The organism is Tardiphaga sp. 37S4, from assembly GCF_021044645.1.
In the GTDB taxonomy this organism is placed as follows: Bacteria; Pseudomonadota; Alphaproteobacteria; order Rhizobiales; family Xanthobacteraceae; genus Tardiphaga; species Tardiphaga robiniae.
In genome coordinates, this window is sequence record NZ_CP088008.1 from 582249 (window position 1) to 598445 (window position 16197).

Annotated in this window: 16 protein-coding genes and 1 pseudogene; 13 read left to right on the top strand and 4 right to left on the bottom strand. The window is 57.9% G+C overall.

Annotation, left to right across the window (positions count from 1 at the left end; translation table 11 throughout):
• The first annotated feature begins 108 nt into the window (after positions 1-108).
• The gene (gene uvrA / locus LPB73_RS02760; RefSeq protein WP_231079530.1) at positions 109-2652 is read left to right on the top strand and encodes an excinuclease ABC subunit UvrA; all 2544 of its coding nucleotides are present in this window, start codon (positions 109-111) and stop codon (positions 2650-2652) included.
• 358 nt (positions 2653-3010) lie between these two features.
• On the top strand, positions 3011-3403 hold the full coding sequence (locus tag LPB73_RS02765) for a response regulator (protein WP_093760842.1): 393 nt from the start codon (positions 3011-3013) through the stop codon (positions 3401-3403).
• 818 nt (positions 3404-4221) lie between these two features.
• Here the strand turns inward: LPB73_RS02765 and LPB73_RS02770 are convergent.
• On the bottom strand, positions 4222-5700 hold the full coding sequence (locus tag LPB73_RS02770) for a PAS domain-containing protein (protein ID WP_231079531.1): 1479 nt from the start codon (positions 5698-5700) through the stop codon (positions 4222-4224).
• 386 nt (positions 5701-6086) lie between these two features.
• Between LPB73_RS02770 and LPB73_RS02775 the strand changes: the two genes are divergently transcribed.
• The 11 genes and pseudogenes from LPB73_RS02775 (at position 6087) to LPB73_RS02820 (ending at position 12956) form a co-directional block, all read left to right on the top strand.
• The gene (locus LPB73_RS02775) at positions 6087-6494 is read left to right on the top strand and encodes a BLUF domain-containing protein (protein ID WP_231079532.1); all 408 of its coding nucleotides are present in this window, start codon (positions 6087-6089) and stop codon (positions 6492-6494) included.
• Between the two features lie 534 nt (positions 6495-7028).
• Entirely contained in the window at positions 7029-7277 is a 249-nt protein-coding gene (locus tag LPB73_RS02780) for a hypothetical protein (RefSeq protein ID WP_093760836.1), read from the top strand.
• A complete protein-coding gene (locus tag LPB73_RS02785; RefSeq protein WP_231079533.1) occupies positions 7277-7891 on the top strand; it encodes a cell envelope biogenesis protein TolA in 615 nt (204 codons plus the stop codon). The genes LPB73_RS02780 and LPB73_RS02785 overlap by 1 nt, the downstream gene beginning before the upstream one ends.
• Positions 7892-8138: 247 nt before the next feature.
• Positions 8139-8696: an alpha-ketoglutarate-dependent dioxygenase AlkB gene (locus LPB73_RS02790; protein ID WP_231079534.1), complete on the top strand. Its 558-nt coding sequence runs from the start codon at positions 8139-8141 to the stop codon at positions 8694-8696.
• Between the two features lie 26 nt (positions 8697-8722).
• Positions 8723-9964, top strand: coding sequence for a DUF763 domain-containing protein (locus LPB73_RS02795; RefSeq protein ID WP_231079535.1), 1242 nt, complete (start codon positions 8723-8725; stop codon positions 9962-9964).
• Positions 9961-10650, top strand: a complete 690-nt coding sequence (locus LPB73_RS02800) for an alpha/beta family hydrolase (RefSeq protein WP_093760828.1) — start codon at positions 9961-9963, stop codon at positions 10648-10650. Before LPB73_RS02795 ends, LPB73_RS02800 begins: the two co-directional genes overlap by 4 nt.
• A 141-nt stretch (positions 10651-10791) precedes the next feature.
• Entirely contained in the window at positions 10792-11022 is a 231-nt protein-coding gene (locus LPB73_RS02805) for a hypothetical protein (protein WP_093760826.1), read from the top strand.
• A gap of 166 nt (positions 11023-11188) precedes the next feature.
• Positions 11189-11347: pseudogene (locus tag LPB73_RS29185) on the top strand (hypothetical protein); the annotation flags it as partial.
• A 22-nt stretch (positions 11348-11369) separates the two neighbouring features.
• Positions 11370-11552, top strand: coding sequence for a DUF3175 domain-containing protein (locus LPB73_RS29190; RefSeq protein ID WP_349768810.1), 183 nt, complete (start codon positions 11370-11372; stop codon positions 11550-11552).
• 127 nt (positions 11553-11679) lie between these two features.
• Positions 11680-12294 carry a cupin gene (locus LPB73_RS02815; RefSeq protein ID WP_093760824.1) on the top strand — a complete coding sequence of 205 codons (615 nt, stop codon included), beginning with the start codon at positions 11680-11682 and terminating at the stop codon, positions 12292-12294.
• Positions 12295-12476: 182 nt separating this feature from the next.
• Positions 12477-12956 carry a TspO/MBR family protein gene (locus tag LPB73_RS02820; RefSeq protein ID WP_231079536.1) on the top strand — a complete coding sequence of 160 codons (480 nt, stop codon included), beginning with the start codon at positions 12477-12479 and terminating at the stop codon, positions 12954-12956.
• 321 nt (positions 12957-13277) lie between these two features.
• Here the strand turns inward: LPB73_RS02820 and LPB73_RS02825 are convergent, their stop codons facing one another.
• The 3 genes from LPB73_RS02825 to LPB73_RS02835 form a co-directional block, all read right to left on the bottom strand.
• Positions 13278-13988: an outer membrane protein gene (locus LPB73_RS02825; RefSeq protein WP_093760820.1), complete on the bottom strand. Its 711-nt coding sequence runs from the start codon at positions 13986-13988 to the stop codon at positions 13278-13280.
• A 469-nt stretch (positions 13989-14457) separates the two neighbouring features.
• Complete coding sequence (gene rpoH, locus LPB73_RS02830) at positions 14458-15333, bottom strand: RNA polymerase sigma factor RpoH (protein ID WP_093761179.1); 876 nt, start codon at positions 15331-15333, stop codon at positions 14458-14460.
• A gap of 110 nt (positions 15334-15443) precedes the next feature.
• Entirely contained in the window at positions 15444-15896 is a 453-nt protein-coding gene (locus tag LPB73_RS02835) for an Hsp20 family protein (RefSeq protein WP_093760818.1), read from the bottom strand.
• Between the last annotated feature and the right edge of the window lie 301 nt (positions 15897-16197).

A 16197-nucleotide genomic window follows, 5' to 3' on the forward strand; every position in this document is an offset into this window, starting at 1 on the left:
TGTTGAGGCTTCTGCAACGCTAAGGATATCCGTTGGGGGGAACCGCACTCCTCCGCCAAAGTTTCATCTGTGGTTGAAATCGCGGCCAAAGTTCCACGGAAGGGCAAGATGTACGCAGGAAGACGGGGTTCGTACAATGCCGGCTCGCCCTTCGATGAGGGCTTCGTGCGGGTTCGCGGAGCTCGCGAGCACAATCTGAAGAATATCGACGTCGACATCCCCCGCAATGCACTTGTCGTTTTTACAGGGGTGTCGGGATCGGGCAAATCCTCGCTGGCCTTCGGCACGCTCTATGCCGAAGCGCAGCGGCGTTATCTTGAGTCGGTGTCCCCTTACGCGAGAAGATTGTTTAATCAGATGTCCATTCCGGAGGTGGACGAAATCGAAGGTCTACCACCGGCCGTGGCTTTACAGCAGCAACGCGGATCTCCGACGACACGCTCGTCGGTCGGCAGCGTGACGACGTTGTCGAACCTGCTGCGCATGCTATATTCGCGCGCCGGCGACTACCCGCGTGGACAACCACTGCTCTATGCCGAGTCATTTTCGCCCAACACTCCCGAAGGCGCTTGTCCTCACTGTCACGGAATCGGTCGGATCCACGATATTACCGAGGCCTCGATGGTTCCAGATGACAAGCTCACCATAAGAGAGCGAGCCGTGGCGGCTTGGCCGAGCGCCTGGCAGGGGCAAAATCTGAGGGACATCCTGGTAACTCTCGGTCATGACGTAGATACGCCCTGGCGCAAACTGCCAAAGAAAACCCGCGACTGGATACTCTTTACCGAGGAACAGCCCACCGTCCCGGTATATGCCGGTTACACGCCAGCCGAGGTGAGGCGTGCCCTCAGACGCAAGGAAGAGCCGAGTTATCAGGGCACCTTCATCGGCGCACGCAAATACGTCTTGCAGACGTTCGCAACAACGCAGAGCGCGATGATGAAGCGGCGGGTTTCGCAGTTCATGCTGAGCGGCCGTTGCCCGGTATGTCGGGGAAAACGGCTTAAGCCCGAAGCCCTCTCGGTCAGATTCACAGGTTTGGATATTGCAGAACTGTCTGAGCTTCCTTTGAAGGACGTTCGCGAGTTGATCGCACCGTATCTCCAAGGCAAATCTCAAATGCCCAAAGACCATCCGGAAAAAGCTCTCGTGGTCCAGCGCATTCTGGAAGATCTAAACGGGAGATTGGCGATTCTGCTCGATCTCGGCTTGGGATATCTCGCGCTCGAGCGCAGCACCCCGACATTGTCTCCTGGCGAATTGCAGCGGCTCCGGTTGGCGACACAAGTTAGGTCGAACTTGTTTGGCGTAGTGTATGTTCTGGATGAGCCCTCCGCTGGACTTCATCCAGCCGACACCGAAGCTCTCCTGCGAGCGCTGGACCGGCTTAAGGCAGCGGGCAATTCGCTTTTCGTCGTCGAACATGAACTGGATGTAGTCCGCCACGCGGACTGGATAGTCGATGTCGGCCCCGCGGCGGGCGTTCACGGGGGCGAGGTGCTTTACAGCGGTATCCCTAAAGGACTTGCCGACGTCGAAGCGTCTCAAACAAGGCGCCACCTATTCGGGAGCGCAACGCCCTTCGATCGAAGGCGCCGTCTCCCGCGAGGTCAGCTTCAACTTCGCGGTGTCACCCGCAACAATCTCAAGGACCTCGACGTCGACATTCCTGTCGGTGTGTTTACCGCGGTGACCGGCATCTCGGGGTCGGGCAAGTCCAGCTTGATCACTCAGTTTCTAGTCGAGAAGGTTGGAGAAATATTGGGGCACAAGAGCGGCGAAGAGGACCGGGGCGCTCCAGACGAAGGGGACCTTCTGGAAACCGCCGTTCAAACGTTAGGCGGCAACATCGTCGCGGGCATGGAGCACGTAAAACGTCTCGTAGTCGTCGATCAAAAGCCGATCGGACGCACCCCGCGGTCGAATCTCGCCACCTATACGGGGCTTTTCGATCACGTCAGAAAGCTGTTCGCGGCCACGAAGCAGGCCAAGGCACGGCATTATGATGCCGGCCGCTTTTCATTCAATGTCGCCAAAGGACGTTGCGAAACCTGTCAAGGTGAGGGCTTCGTCACCGTCGAATTGCTTTTCCTCCCGTCAGTCTACGCACCATGTCCGACCTGTCACGGGGCGCGCTACAACGCGAAAACATTGGAAATCAGGATCCGGGACAAATCCATTGCTGACGTGTTGAACATGACGGTGGACGATGCCTTCGCCTTTTTCGAGAAAGATGCGCTACTACGACGTTCGCTGGGCGTCATTCGAGAGGTCGGCCTCGGTTACATTAGACTCGGTCAGTCCGCGACGGAACTCAGTGGCGGCGAAGCCCAACGGATCAAGCTCGCCACCGAGTTGCAACGGGCTCAGCGGGGGGCGGCACTTTATGTACTGGATGAGCCGACCACTGGATTGCATCCCTCAGACGTCGAAAAGCTAATGGCGCAGCTTCAAGGCCTGGTGGATGCCGGCAACACCGTGGTCGTCGTCGAACACGACATGGCAGTGGTCGCCGAAAGTGATTGGGTGATCGATATGGGCCCTGGCGCAGGCATTGAGGGCGGGTCCGTCGTGACCGCCGGCGAACCCCAACAGGTTGCGCGCAATACGGAAAGCCGCACTGCCAAATTTCTGGAAGCCTTAATCGGTTAGAGATCCGATCAACTTGCGCCTCAGTTGGCTTTAGCGTCGATCGTAAAACTTGTCAGCCCGCTGCTGATCGATAACGCGCTACCTCGGAGAACTTGATCCGCGCCCACCGACAAGTCAGCCGCCGACCTGAAAAGGGCTATCGCTGCAGACATACCGACGAGTGAATTGAGTTCATTCTGTCTAACGCCTTTGAAGGCACTAGAGCTTCGATCGCCCGCGATAATGCTGTCCCGTCGTCACCGAACGCCTCGCCCTTTTCCTAGAGCTACTTCTCAGCATCAAAGGTTTATCGGAACTTTTCGCTGCCCCATCAATTGTAGCGCGACCGTCGCTTCCGGCTGTCAACAGGGGCGCATCAGTGGAAGACCTTCCAGTAATCCTGCTCGTAGAAGACGAAGAGCTGATCCGAAATATAGTTGAAGAGACGTTGGGCGATGGCGGATTCAAAGTCATCGTTGCCAAGTCCGGGGATGAGGCGGTTAGACTACTCGATAGTTCCGCACCCAAATACCGCGCACTGGTGACCGACATAAAGTTGAGTCCCGGCACACTATCGGGGTGGGATGTAGCTAGGCACGCACGAGCGATCGATCCTGAACTGGCTGTCGTATATATGACCGGGGATAGCGCCGCGGAATGGGCTTCCCAAGGCGTGCCGAACAGTGTCCTCCTGACAAAGCCTTTTGCACCGGCACAGCTACTGACGGCGGTGGCACAACTTCTCAACGTTGGCGGTCAAAACCCTTCTTAATTGCGCTTCATCACTATCCTCTTCAGCCGAGATTTTCCTGACCTATGACAGCCAGATTGAAGCAGCTATCGCAGATCGCGACATCGATAGACTGATAAGATTTGCATACGGAGACACTTGCAGGTGCACGACCGTTAAAGGTGAACCGATGTGCGTCTGCAAGATGTTGGCGAACGCACTTCGCTCCAAGGTTGTTACGCGCTCACTGTTCGAAAACAGGATTGAGCGCATTAGTTCAGTCTGAACGGCTCCACTTCTCCTTGATAGCAAGTGTTTTGAAGAATATTATCGAGCGTGGACTTTTGTAACTCATGACGTGCTGCCATGCCGCGCACCCGAACTCCACCTTGTCAAAATTGCGGAGCCGCCACTCACTGGATCAGATGCTCCCTCCCGGAAAAGGGCTTCGTTGTGCATTCCTACGAATGCCCAAAGTGCAGCTTCATCAATACCGCCGTTGAGCCAGATCCCGCCATCCAAGCCGCAGGCTGGTTGGAGGGCGAGCTTCGACCGATGGAGAAATAGCCGTGAGCAGGCACCTCCTTGCGAAGCCATGGGACACGGACGACGTTGCCAAGCTGAAAGCACTGGTCGACAGCGGAGCGTCTGCTCTACGTGCCGCAGCAGCGCTCCGCCGGCCATTACGTCAGTCAAAATGAAGGCGTGCGATTTGGGTATTCAGCTGCCAAGCGTACGCAAGATAAGGGCCGATCTGCGAGACAAGGGTGCTATCGAGGATCGGCGACACCGATAACCCGCTGTGGCAGCTTCTGGGTGCGAAGCGGACCTTCGATCAGGTGGCGATGGGCTATGCACGTTCAAACTAAAAGGCGTTGCAGAGGAATGCTCAGCTTTAGCCTAAGACCGTTTCTCAGCCAGTCATGCTCGATCCGCCCTCCCAGTTCTCCGGTCACACTGCGGTCGATGAGAGTGCTACCAAAGCCACGCGTCTGCGGTTTTACATGAATTTCAGGACCGCCGGTTTCGTCCCAGTCCAGACTGAAGTAGTCACCGCTCGCGTTCCATGTGACATGGATCGAACCATCCGGCCGAGACAGGGCCCCGTACTTGACCGCATTCGTCGCCGTCTCGTGCAACACTAAAGCAAGGCCCGTCACGGCCTTTGCTCCCACTGGCACATTGGGTCCGCTTATGACGATGCGGTCAGGCGAGCCATCTTCATAAGGCTGCAACACGGTGCGCACCAGCGCGTCCATCGTTGTCTGCTCGCTCTCGTGCTCAGTACCCATGATACCTGGACGGACAAGATCCTTGGCTCGCAACAGCGCGTCCAATCGGCCACGAAGAGCTTGAGCCATCTCCTTTGGGCTTCCGGCACTCCGTGCACTCAGACTAATCATTGAGTGGAAATTGGCGAAAATGTTCTTTACTCGGTGATCCGCTTCGCGAGCGAGCAATTGTTGACGCTCTTGTGCATTCTTCTGATTGGTCACGTCGATCACCACACCAACGAAGCGGTCCGGCTTACCATTCTCGCTGTAGAGGCATTCACCGCGCATCTCGACCCAGCGGATACTCCCGTCTTTCTGAAGAAGCCGATATTCTTGAACATACTTTTCCCGGGTGAGGACAGTGTGGTTCACGGCATCGGCGATCCGCCGAACATCCTCGGGATGAACACCAGCTAGATACTCCGACAACGGAGCACCTTTGTCTCCTTTGGCGGGATCGACCGAGAACATCTCAGCAAATCGCGCGTCGGAATAGAAGGTGTCGGACTGTACATGCCAACTGAACGTACCTACCATCCCAGAAGCGTTCAGAGCTTGTCGTAGTCGCTCCTCCGCGATGCCTAACGCTCGCTCTGCCAACACCTGCTGAGTAGTTTCCACGACAATGGCGAGAACGCCTTCCGGACGACCATCCTCGCCCAACACTGGGCTGTAATCGAGGTTCATCCAGACCTGCTCAGGAACGCCCGAACGATGAAGGGTCAGTTCTTGGTTGCGGTACGAGAGCGTGCCCCCGCTCAAGCCGACCTTCATCACGTTGTCGTTGAAGTCGGCCACCTCGGGCCAACCTTCCCGCACCTTTGAGCCGAACAGGAGGGGATGACGTCCTCCGGCAAAAATAGAATAGGCGTCATTGTAAATCATGATGCCGTCCGGTCCCCACAGGAGCACAATGGGAACTGGGGAGCGCAGCAGTACGCTAACCGTGGTCTTCAAGCTTTCTGGCCACTCGGGGATTGGCCCCAAACCGGTGTTGGACCAATCGAGCGCACGAATAAGAGCGCCATTTTCACCACCGCCGAACGGGAAAGGTTCGTCAGACACCGAGCCCGTCACGGCCACTCCCCTGATGCTGTTGGTACCTGTTCCAAATCAGCGGAACACAGCTATCCCTCACCATCTTAGGCGCGTTCACACAAGTGGGAAATGGCTAAAGCTGGCCTCCATGGCTGCTTTGGGGCAAAGCTGATCTGGGATGGACCTCCGCTTCGGGCGCAAAGCTGCCTTTTGATCGGCGCCAGCCATGGCTTTTCGCAACGTCACCGGGTCGGTACCGTAAATCATTGACAAGTCGGGGAGGGCCTTCGGCAACCTTGATGACACTTGCTCGGGTGAGCTCAGGGGGCGGCGCCGGTCGGCGGCGGACGTTGCCGTTTAGGCACCATTGAACTCTCTCCGGAAGCCGGCGTTGACGGAGGTGGAGGTCGTTCGTGTTTCGTATTTTGTATCTTAGCACTGCAAATCAGCCATTTTCATCCGGGGATCTTTCCGAGCTATTGCAGAAGGCAAGGGCGCGGAATGATGCGGCGCATATAACAGGCATGCTTGTCTATTCGGACGGCGACTTTCTTCAAGCGCTTGAGGGAGAGCCGGAGAATGTGATCGAAGTTTACGGCCGTATCAGCGTCGATCCGCGGCATCGAGATATCAGCTTGCTCCAGCGCGGCATTGGATATGGGGACCGGCTGTTTCCGAACTGGGCAATGGGCTTCAAGCGGGTGCCTGATCAGACGTTAGTCGACGAAGCGGTTGGGGTGAACGGCCGTGTGAAATTGCGATATCTGGATGCAATGTCGGCTCTGGATTTCCTGTTGGCGTGCAGCCAAAACCAGACGTAAATGGTGCCCTCAGACGGGCGCCCTGAACTTGAGACGGACCTCCAACCGGATGTCCGGATAGTCGCTTAGAACTTCCCGTCTCGCTGCTCGTAAGCGCCCTTGTACAGCAGAGAAGAATCGCCACCAAGCAAAACGCCGTCAAACAGCACGACGACGCCGGCTCCTCCGCGCTTACCGGGGCATTGAATGCGATGCTGTAAAGCCCGTTTTGTAGCAAAGACCTACCCTTGGCCGCGGTGGATAGCGTCTTGCAATCGCTTACTCGCGGTCTGGCTCCGCCGATGCGAGGCTTCGGAACACCCCGCCGAAAGCGAAAAAGATCCGGCGACCGTCAGTATTGTGGCGGAAGCTTTGACGCAAGGCATGGCGAATTCCTTTAAGACCGAGAAGGAACTCGAGAATAGCCTAGCTGTTTTCAAGGTATGTTCGACGATGACCACATTCTCGCATGTCAAAACGCCGGAACGGCATGTCTGATTTCCGGTCAACGCCAAATCCCATTCTCGGGAAAAAATTCCCTAGAGAGACATGACTATGTCGAAGAACACGAACGACGCCGAGACCCTATCCATGTGGGCGACGGATATCCTCCTTGAGGCCCACGCCATCGCGCCATGTCCAAATCACGGCTATATGCGGCTTCGTCACAGCCACCATGCCGTGGATTACGCAAGATCGATCGCCGAACATCGAAAGTTCTCCGGCAAGAACAAGGAGCAACGGGTGAAAGCCATCGAGAAAGTGCTCGATGGCTTGGCCGACACCTGTCCGGCCTGCGAGTGATGACCCGGAAGCTCAAGACCTACCAGACATCGATCGGCTTTTTCGACTTGGCCGTCGCGGCGCCGTCCATGAAGGCCGCGCTCGATATCTGGGGCGCCGACAGCAACCTGTTTCACCAGGGCTTCGCCAAGGAGACTGACGACCCTGCAATCGTCTCTGCAACAATCGCGCATCCCGGCATCGTTTTGCGGAGAGCGGTCGGCACCAATGGCGCGTTCGAGGAGACGAGTGAACTTCCGAAAGACCTTGCGGCCCCCAAGAAAGTGTCAGCGCCGCGGAAGCGGGCCGCGCCTCGGGTCAAAGCGGCCAAAGTTGACAACGTGGAAGCACGTCGGGCCGCGGCCGCCTTCGGCAAACAGCAGCGAAAACGCGAGGCCGACCAGCGCAAGGAAGAGCGAGCCAGGACCAAGGAGCGAGAGCGGAAAGCAGCGCAGGTTGCAAACGCCCAAGGAGCCTTTAATGCCGCTGAACAGGAGCACGACGCGAGGGAAGCCGCGATACAAGGGGAACGAGACGAAATCGACAAGCGCGCGGAAGCGGAGCGACGGCGCTGGGAGCAGCAACGCGAGAAGCTAGCTGCCAGTTTACATCGGGTGAAGAAGGGCGGCGACTAAGGCCGGCATTGGAACGGAACTCCGATCGTTCGGTTTCGTAGGCATGCAGCTTCGCAACACCGATAAAATTTGCATCGCCGCCGCGTTTCCGCTGGCGCTGATCCTCCTTGCGATCGCGTACGCGCCGTTTCTGTTCGGCCGGTCATGATGTGCCGGTTCCGCCCGACCTTTGACTTCTTACTTCGGCTCCATAACTAGGATCGTAGATCCACAGCCTTGGTAAAATCCACTGTCCAACCAGTTCAGCTTGTTTACGGAAAACACGACAGGTCCCGAAGGCCTCCGGTATGTCGACGACTTCGTTTCGGAAGCGGAAGCGCTCGACCTTATAGCCCAGGTGGCCGCCTTGCCCCTCCAGCCGTTTCAGTTCGGCCAGTATGAGGGCAAGCGTCGCGTAGCCTCCTTCGGGTTCAGCTACGACTATACGGCACGCCGCCTCGTTGAAGCCGAGCTGATTCCTGAATGGCTCGCCGATGTCTCACATCGCGTCGAGACTTTCGGTGGACCCAGTACGCGCATACAGCAAGTTCTCTGCACCGAATACGACGTCGGAGTCGGGATCGGTTGGCACAGGGACAAGCCGCACTTCGATCGGATCTTCGGCCTGTCGCTGGGCGCGATGTGCAAGTTCCGATTTCGCAGGCCCGCTTCGACCAAGTTCGAGCGTTTCACCCTCGAAGCGAAGTCCCGTTCGATCTACATGATGTCCGGCGAGGCGCGGTCGGTATGGGAACACAGCATTCCGGCCGTCGAGGCGAAACGCTACTCCATCACCTTCCGGACGATGGTCGAGCGTAGCCCCTAACGGCAAAGAATCGGATATCGAGGCGAATGGCGAAACGGACCGGCAGCGCCGATCTTCCTTTGCATGGTGGACGGGTTCCGCCATGGCTGGCCTCGCGCATGTCAGCGCTCGGTGCCGTCGTCACCCAGGCGATCGTCCACCATTACGGTCGCGACGAGTTTTTGCGGCGGTTGTCCCATCCGTTCTGGTTCCAGTCCTTCGGCGCGGTGATGGGAATGGACTGGCATTCGTCGGGGATCACGACCAGCGTCATCGGTGCTCTGAAGCGCGGCCTGGGGCCGCTGCAGCACGAACTCGGTATCCACGTCTGCGGAGGTCGGGGCCAGCATTCGCGGAAAACGCCTGACGAACTTCATGCGCTCGGCGACCGCATCGGATTCGATGGCGCGGCCCTGACACGCGCGAGCCGTCTCGTCGCCAAGGTCGATAGCGCAGCCATCCAGGACGGCTTCGATCTCTACCTGCACGGCTTCTTCGTCACCGACGAGGGCAAATGGACGGTGGTCCAGCAAGGTATGAACGGCGACAAGAAACAGGCCCGCCGCTACCATTGGCATTCCGAGAACCTGACGAGTTTCGTCGACGAACCGCACAGCGCCATCGATGGTCCGTTTCAAGGGAACGTCGTCAATCTGACGGATGCGCGCGCCGCACCTTCCCGGACGGCGCAACTGGACCTGCTGACGGCTTTGGGCCCCGACGGCATCGTCGACGAGTTCGCAGCACTGACTGGTGGCGGGCCTGCCCAGCCCCTCCTGCCGCATCTCGTCATGCCGGCGCATCACGACGTCCGCTCGAGTGATGTGTTCACCCGGCGCCTTCATGGCACGCTCGCCGCGGCTGCCGAGCGCGGGCCGCTCGACTTTCCCGAGCTACTGCTAACGCCGGGCGTCGGCGCACGGACGGTCCGCTCGCTTGCGATGGTGGCCGAGGTCGTCCATGGCGCGCCGTACCGCTTCCGCGACCCGGCGCGTTTTTCACTCGCCCATGGAGGCAAGGATCGTCACCCGTACCCGGTGCCGATCAAGGTCTACGACGAGACCATCCGCGTGCTGAAAACAGCCGTCCAGAACGCCAAGCTCGGCAGAGACGAGGAGATGCAGACTCTGAAACGGCTCGACGACCAGGCTCGCCGCCTCGAACAAACGGCAAGCGGTCCGTGCTTCGAGCATTTCGTGGATGGTGAATTACAGGCATCCTCCGCGCTCGGCGGTCGCTCGGTCTTCGGCTTGGAGGAGCGTTTCGGCGAGCGGTCGGCAGTGAAATGAACACCCGGCTGCCGCCCGTAACGCCCCTGACGCTGAAGAGAAAGGACGCGCTCGCGCTATCAGCCCTCCTAATGAAGCCGCGGAACGCGCGAGCCTGTTTCGTCTTTGCCCATGGGGCAGGCGCTGGCATGACGCATCCGTTCATGGAAGATGTTGCTGCGAAGCTTTATGGCCATGGCATCGCGACCTTGCGCTTCCAGTTCCCGTTCATGGAGAAGGGCAGCAAGCGCCCCGACAGTCCGGCGGTCGCCCATGCGGCCATACGATTGGCCGCGGCGGAGGCCCGCCGTCGATGCCGCGGGATGCTAATTATAGCGGGCGGCAGGTCATTCGGCGGGCGCATGACCTCGCAGGCGCAGGCAGAAGATCCGATCGAAGGCGTACGCGCGCTGGCATTTGTCGGTTTCCCCCTGCATCTCGCCGGCAAACCTTCGATCATAAGGGCCGAACATCTCGCGGGCATTCGGATCCCCATGCTCTTCATCCAGGGAACACGTGACAAGCTGGCGGAGCCCGCGCTCCTACGCCAAGTCTGCAAAGGCTTGAGATCGAGGGCGACCTCTCGCCTGATCGATGGTGCCGATCACGGCTTTCATATCCCGGTCCGCAGCGGACGGACCAACCAGGAAGTGGTGTCCGAAATTGCACTCATGATCTCACAGTGGGCGGAGCGCCTGAAGAATTAACCTCGGACAGCCATGAGCCGGCTGAACCCTTTCGAAGGGTTCTCCGTTGTCTCTTTGACATCTACGACGGCGTCTTGGCTTTGGTTCGACCGCCCAATTGCCGGCTCGCTTGTCCCGCCGTAGGTTCTGAGGGGAGCACCGATGTCTGACGCAGTCGATTACTTTAAAGCTTATGCCGAACGTGCGATCTGCAGAGCGCGCAACATGCGTCCGGGCAGACCGAAAGTCCTGCAGCGGGCCGTGGGTCGCGTGTATCATTGGCTCAGCAAGGAAGCCGCACTCGGCCCGAACACCGATCGCATGGACGATTTCCGCACGGCCCGTGAAGTGGAGAGGACCATCGGCCCGGAGGATGCATCGCCAGGCCGTTAGAAACCGGGCCTGCGCGCGCACGTTTTGGTTCAGGCGTACCAAGTGATGTATCTTTCTAGGAACGCCGCATTCTTCCGGGCGTTGATCGGCAGTGCTTCCGTGCGCTCCCACACACAACCTACGCTGAGGCGATCGGAAAGACGGTATAAAGCTAGCGAAGCGGCAGTTGCCATGGCTCAATATTGGAAGAAAATCACAGCAGCGGGGCGAGGAGGTTGTCCAAAGCGAAATCAACCCAAAACGAGCTCGCGGGACAACGGCACGATCGGTCAAAAAGAGATGGTCGCGGCATGTTACGAAGACAAGCGACGCGTCGGATCTTAGACAAGGCGTTTTCAAGCTGACAGATCCGACGAAAATCGCATCGTTCAAAACGTTCCGCAGGACATGGCGGTTCCCGAAAAGCAAATCCCCACCGGTCGGCGCTATCGACGCTCACATTTCACATCAATCGTGCCGGGAGGACCACGCACCTGTCACGATTAGAAGAGGCAAAAGCAGAACTGAAGAAAGAGTTCGGTCATGCATAAACGACGGCGCAAGGATACAAAGAAAGCAAGCGGCCTTCGGCTAGCATCGCAACAATGCGATCTTGGAGCGCACGATAAGGGGCCATTGATATTTTGAGATCGCGGCGCTTCGCTTCGGGAGAGATCAATGCCGCTCAAGGACCAAATCAAAAACATCGGTAGAAGGCTGGTCGAAGATCGTCCAGACAGGGAAGCGCTGTCCGGCTTTGTCCTAACGCGAAAACCCCTTTCGATGATGTTTTCGGACGACGGTCTCATTCCCAATAATCCTCGCTTCCCTGTGCTGCTCTACCGGGGAGCTATCAATGTTTCGACAAGGCGTTTTAAAGCAGCAACAATCATGGATGTGATCTTCGCCGAAAATAATTGGGGCCGGTCCTGGCGGGACACCGTCTACGATTTTGTGCATTACCATTCGCAGGTTCACGAAGTTCTTGGGGTGGCGCGAGGCCGTGCCGCCCTCGAATTTGGGGGTCCAAAGGGGCGCGTGTTGACGCTCTATCCAGGGGACGTCGCGGTGCTGCCCGCTGGAACCGGACATCGTCTCATCAAGGCAAGTCGAGGATTTCAAGTAGTGGGAGCCTATCCCGAGCAAGGGACGTACGACGAATGCACCGATAGCCGCGCCCGGCCGGAAGCAATCAAACGAATTGCCAAGGTTATCAAGCCGAGCAAGGACCCGATTTATGGAGCCACTGGCCCAATGGCGCAGCTGTGGTCCACGGCAAAGAAATCACGTTGATAAGGGGGTGGTCGGCGCCATGGCCATTTTGGGCAGCGCTTTGTAGATCTGCTCTCCGCGCAATAGAGGTCCTTGAGGTATCGAGGAAACGATCGTTGAGGTCTTTCTCGGGCATCTCGCTCTTGGCCGACAGAGAAAAAGCGCGCTAAGTTTGTCGCGATAAACGCCAATGGAGTACCCACTTGAACCTTACTTTTTCTTCCACCGCGTCACTGATGTGCGCCCTTGCCATCTGTTTCAGCGTAGCTGCATTGGGAGCAAAGGTCACCGTTCCCGAGATTCCCACTTGGTATGCGACCCTGGCGAAACCGTCGTGGACCCCGCCGCGCGCGGCATTTCCGATCGTTTGGCCTATCCTTTATTTTTTGATGGCAATTTCGGTGTGGCTGATTTGGGAGGCGCCGCCGTCCTCGCTGCGTACGCTGGCACTCGCTGCATTCGCTATCCAACTTTTGCTAAATGCAGTTTGGTCACCTATTTTCTTTGGCAATCACAATTTGCTGGCTGGACTGATCGTGATCCTGCTTTTGGTCGTTGCAATTGCGGTGACGATTGCCACCGCAATTAAAGTCAATTATTTCGCCGCGGCATTGCTGCTACCGTATCTGGCGTGGATATTGTTCGCCGCAGCTCTCAATGGTCGGATCGTATCACTCAACTGATGCCGGACCCGAAAATATACGCGCTTATTACCGGAGGCGGGAAAGCATGCGTGGTGAACCAGGCGACTATGAGGTTCTCGTGAATAGCCAGCGCACTGGCGGCACTTATGCTGATCTCAATGTCGCTATCGATATCGCAGAGAGGCTACATAAAAGTAACGCCCCTCACACCATCACTGTTCGTAGCATCTCGACTGGCGTTACGGTATGGCCGACTCCGGCGTCGTGACCAATCTTGTAACGCCTCCCAACCATTGGCAGAGGTTACCTTAGGACGAGAAAGGCCCGGCTTTCGCCGGGCCCCGGTCTTCATACATGGGCTTAGAAGCTGGTCCCGCCCCAGTTGAAGTGGTAGTTGATGCCGCCCTTAACAGTATGCGTCGTCACCCCAAGGTCCGTGAAACCGGTTAGCACTGTGCCGTAACGCTCGCTGCTATAGTCGGCGTACATGTACTCGCCCTTTAGCGACCAGTTCGGAGCGAACATGTACTCGACGCCGCCACCGACGGTCCAGCCTGAGTGAACTTTGCTCTCTGAGAAGAGCGTCACGCCAGGAGTGGTGAATGAAAGGCGGTTATCAGCCCAGGCGTAGCCGCCCTTCACGTAAAAAAGAGCCGCCCCCGAGGTCACACCAAGGCGACCCGTGACGCTGCCGAAGGCACGGATCTTATCTTCCGCGGTAACCGGGACGATGCCGAACAGCCCCGTTTCGCGGTACTTGACGTCGCCGCCTGCCGCGTCGACCTCAAGGCCCCAAACGAAGTTGCTGCCCGGCGTCTGCCAATTGTAGCCGATGGTCCCCCCGCCAAAGCCTCCATTGATGTCGCTCGACGCAGCGGTGAAACCGTCAACACGGATGCGATCCGACCAGCTATAGCCGCCCATGACGCCGGCATAGAAGCCTGACCAGTTGTAACCGACTGCGACAGGAGCCGGCGGAGCCTTCGTATACGGGCGGGCCGCCAAATCGGCGGCCGAGGCCGATGCAGCGCTTAAGGCCAAAGCGGCCGTGGCCAACACATACTTGTTCATTGGAATCCCCTATAAGTTTTTCGCGATTCCAATATTATTTCCGCGTGTTTCCCAAGGCTGTCACCAATCCGCCACAGCTTGGATTTTTGAAACGGGCTGAAGAGCGAAGGCAGGCCGCCGATTTGGTTCTTCACGCTGGTCGCGAAGTCCGCGGCGGGTCCATTTTTAAAGAAAATAAGTGCAGAACTGGCAGGACGATTTCGATCTCGGATGGACGCTCCGCGACATCTACGCCAACTGGCTGAAGCTGTCGCCGATTACTGAAAGTCAACTCGGCGAGCCGGTGGATAGGGCTGGTCGAGGTCTTGAAGGACCAGGCCAAACTGACTGAGGCAGGCTCCGGAAGATCCGCTAGCAGCCGTTACTTAAGGCCTTGTGGGCACCTCAGTGCCCCCTAACTCCCTCTCGTTTGTTTGGTTTAATGGCATAAACCTGTGGAGTTTGGCGAGCCCGCGCTCATTGGCGTTCACTACGCGTCAACACTCGAGAGCGATGCTGCATACGCTCGGGCCTTTTCGAGCGCTCTAACTTCTACCTGTCGTACCCGCTCCCGTGACACGCTCAACTCTGCCGCCAGCTCATCAAGTGTTAGAGGAGTGTCCGACAGCCATCGTGCTTCGATGATGCGCCGCTCGCGGGCGGTCAATTGGGCGAGTGCTCGCGTCAGCACCTGCCGCCGCCAGTTAAGCTCGCTACGTTCCGCGACATCTTCTTCAAAATTGGAGTCAGGATCAGGAAGGCGCTCCAGCCACTCAGCTCCCTCTTCGTCGTCCTCTCGTGAAGTCGCATTGAGCGACATGTCTCCGAGGAACCGGCGGTTCATCGCAATGACCTCGCGCTCGGATACATTCAAGCGACGCGCGATCGTTGCGACGTGGTCGGGCTGCATATCGGCCTCTTCAAGAGCTGCGATCTTGCTCTTCAAGCGGCGCAAGTTGAAGAACAGCCGCTTTTGGGTGGACGTAGCGCTAATCTGGACGATCGACCATGACCGCAGGATGTAATCTTGGATCGTTGCCTTGATCCACCAGCTGGCGTAGGTCGCAAGCTTGAAACCTTTAGACGGATCAAATCGCTTCACGGCTTGCATCAGGCCGATGTTACCTTCCGAAATGACGTCGGCGATAGGCAGCCCATAGCCGCGATAGCGCATCGCCAACTTGGCGACCAGACGGAGATGGCTTGTCACAAGATGATAGGCAGCGTCCCTGTCGCCGTCTTCGCGTAAGCGCCTGGCGTAGGCGAGCTCTTCTTCAGGCTTGAGGAGTGGAAACTGCTTGATAGCGGTGAGATAATTCGTAAGGCCTTCTCCAGCGGCCAAGGCTGGAAGTGCGAAGTGAGTCATCCCTGCCTCCTGACGATTTCGCGAGTGATCAGCGCGATGCCAAATGTCACGCAGGTCCGCGACGGCCGAAGCCATCGCGGAACGATTGCACAAAGCGATCGATAAAGGCGTTAGGCCGCCCTGGCTTCAAGTTGCTCGACGTTAGAACGGGAAGCGCCGTTGATTTCGATCTTACGCGGCTTCATAGCCTCGGGAATTTCGCGGATCAGGTTGATCTGCAGCAGGCCGTTCTCGAAAGTCGCGCTGGTCACCTGGACGTGGTCGGCAAGGTTGAACTGCCGCTTGAACGCGCGACCAGAAATGCCCTGGAACAGGAAGTCACGCTTCTGTTCGCCCTTGCGGCCCTCGACCGTCAGAACGTTCTGCTCTGCCGTCAAGCTGATCTCGTCCGGCGAGAAACCCGCCAGAGCCAGCGAAATGAGGTATCGGTCGTCCCCGACACGCTCGATATTGTATGGGGGAAAATGGTCCTCGTTGGCGCGTTGTGCGGCATCCACGAGGTCGAACAGGCGGTCGAAGCCAATGCTTGAGCGCCAAAGCGGAGCAAAGTCGTAAGTCTTCATAGCCAAATCCTCCAATGAGCAAGATGGGTATGAGCAGGCGCCGGACACCCCCGGCGTCCGCCTCACACTGGACCCAACCTCTGGCGTCCAGCAGCACTAAAATAAAAAAAACTGGCGGAAAGTTTCAAGGGGGGGCGCAATTTTTTTTGGCTTCCGCCAGGGCACGCCCGAGTAAGGGGCGATTAGCCGATTGCGGTCGAGACGACTGATCGCGAGCCCGCCAGATGCGGCGGGCTTCTCGCGCCGACGGGCGTTTCATCACTGGCTTTCCTTCTTCGACAGCAATGCCATCCGATGCCCC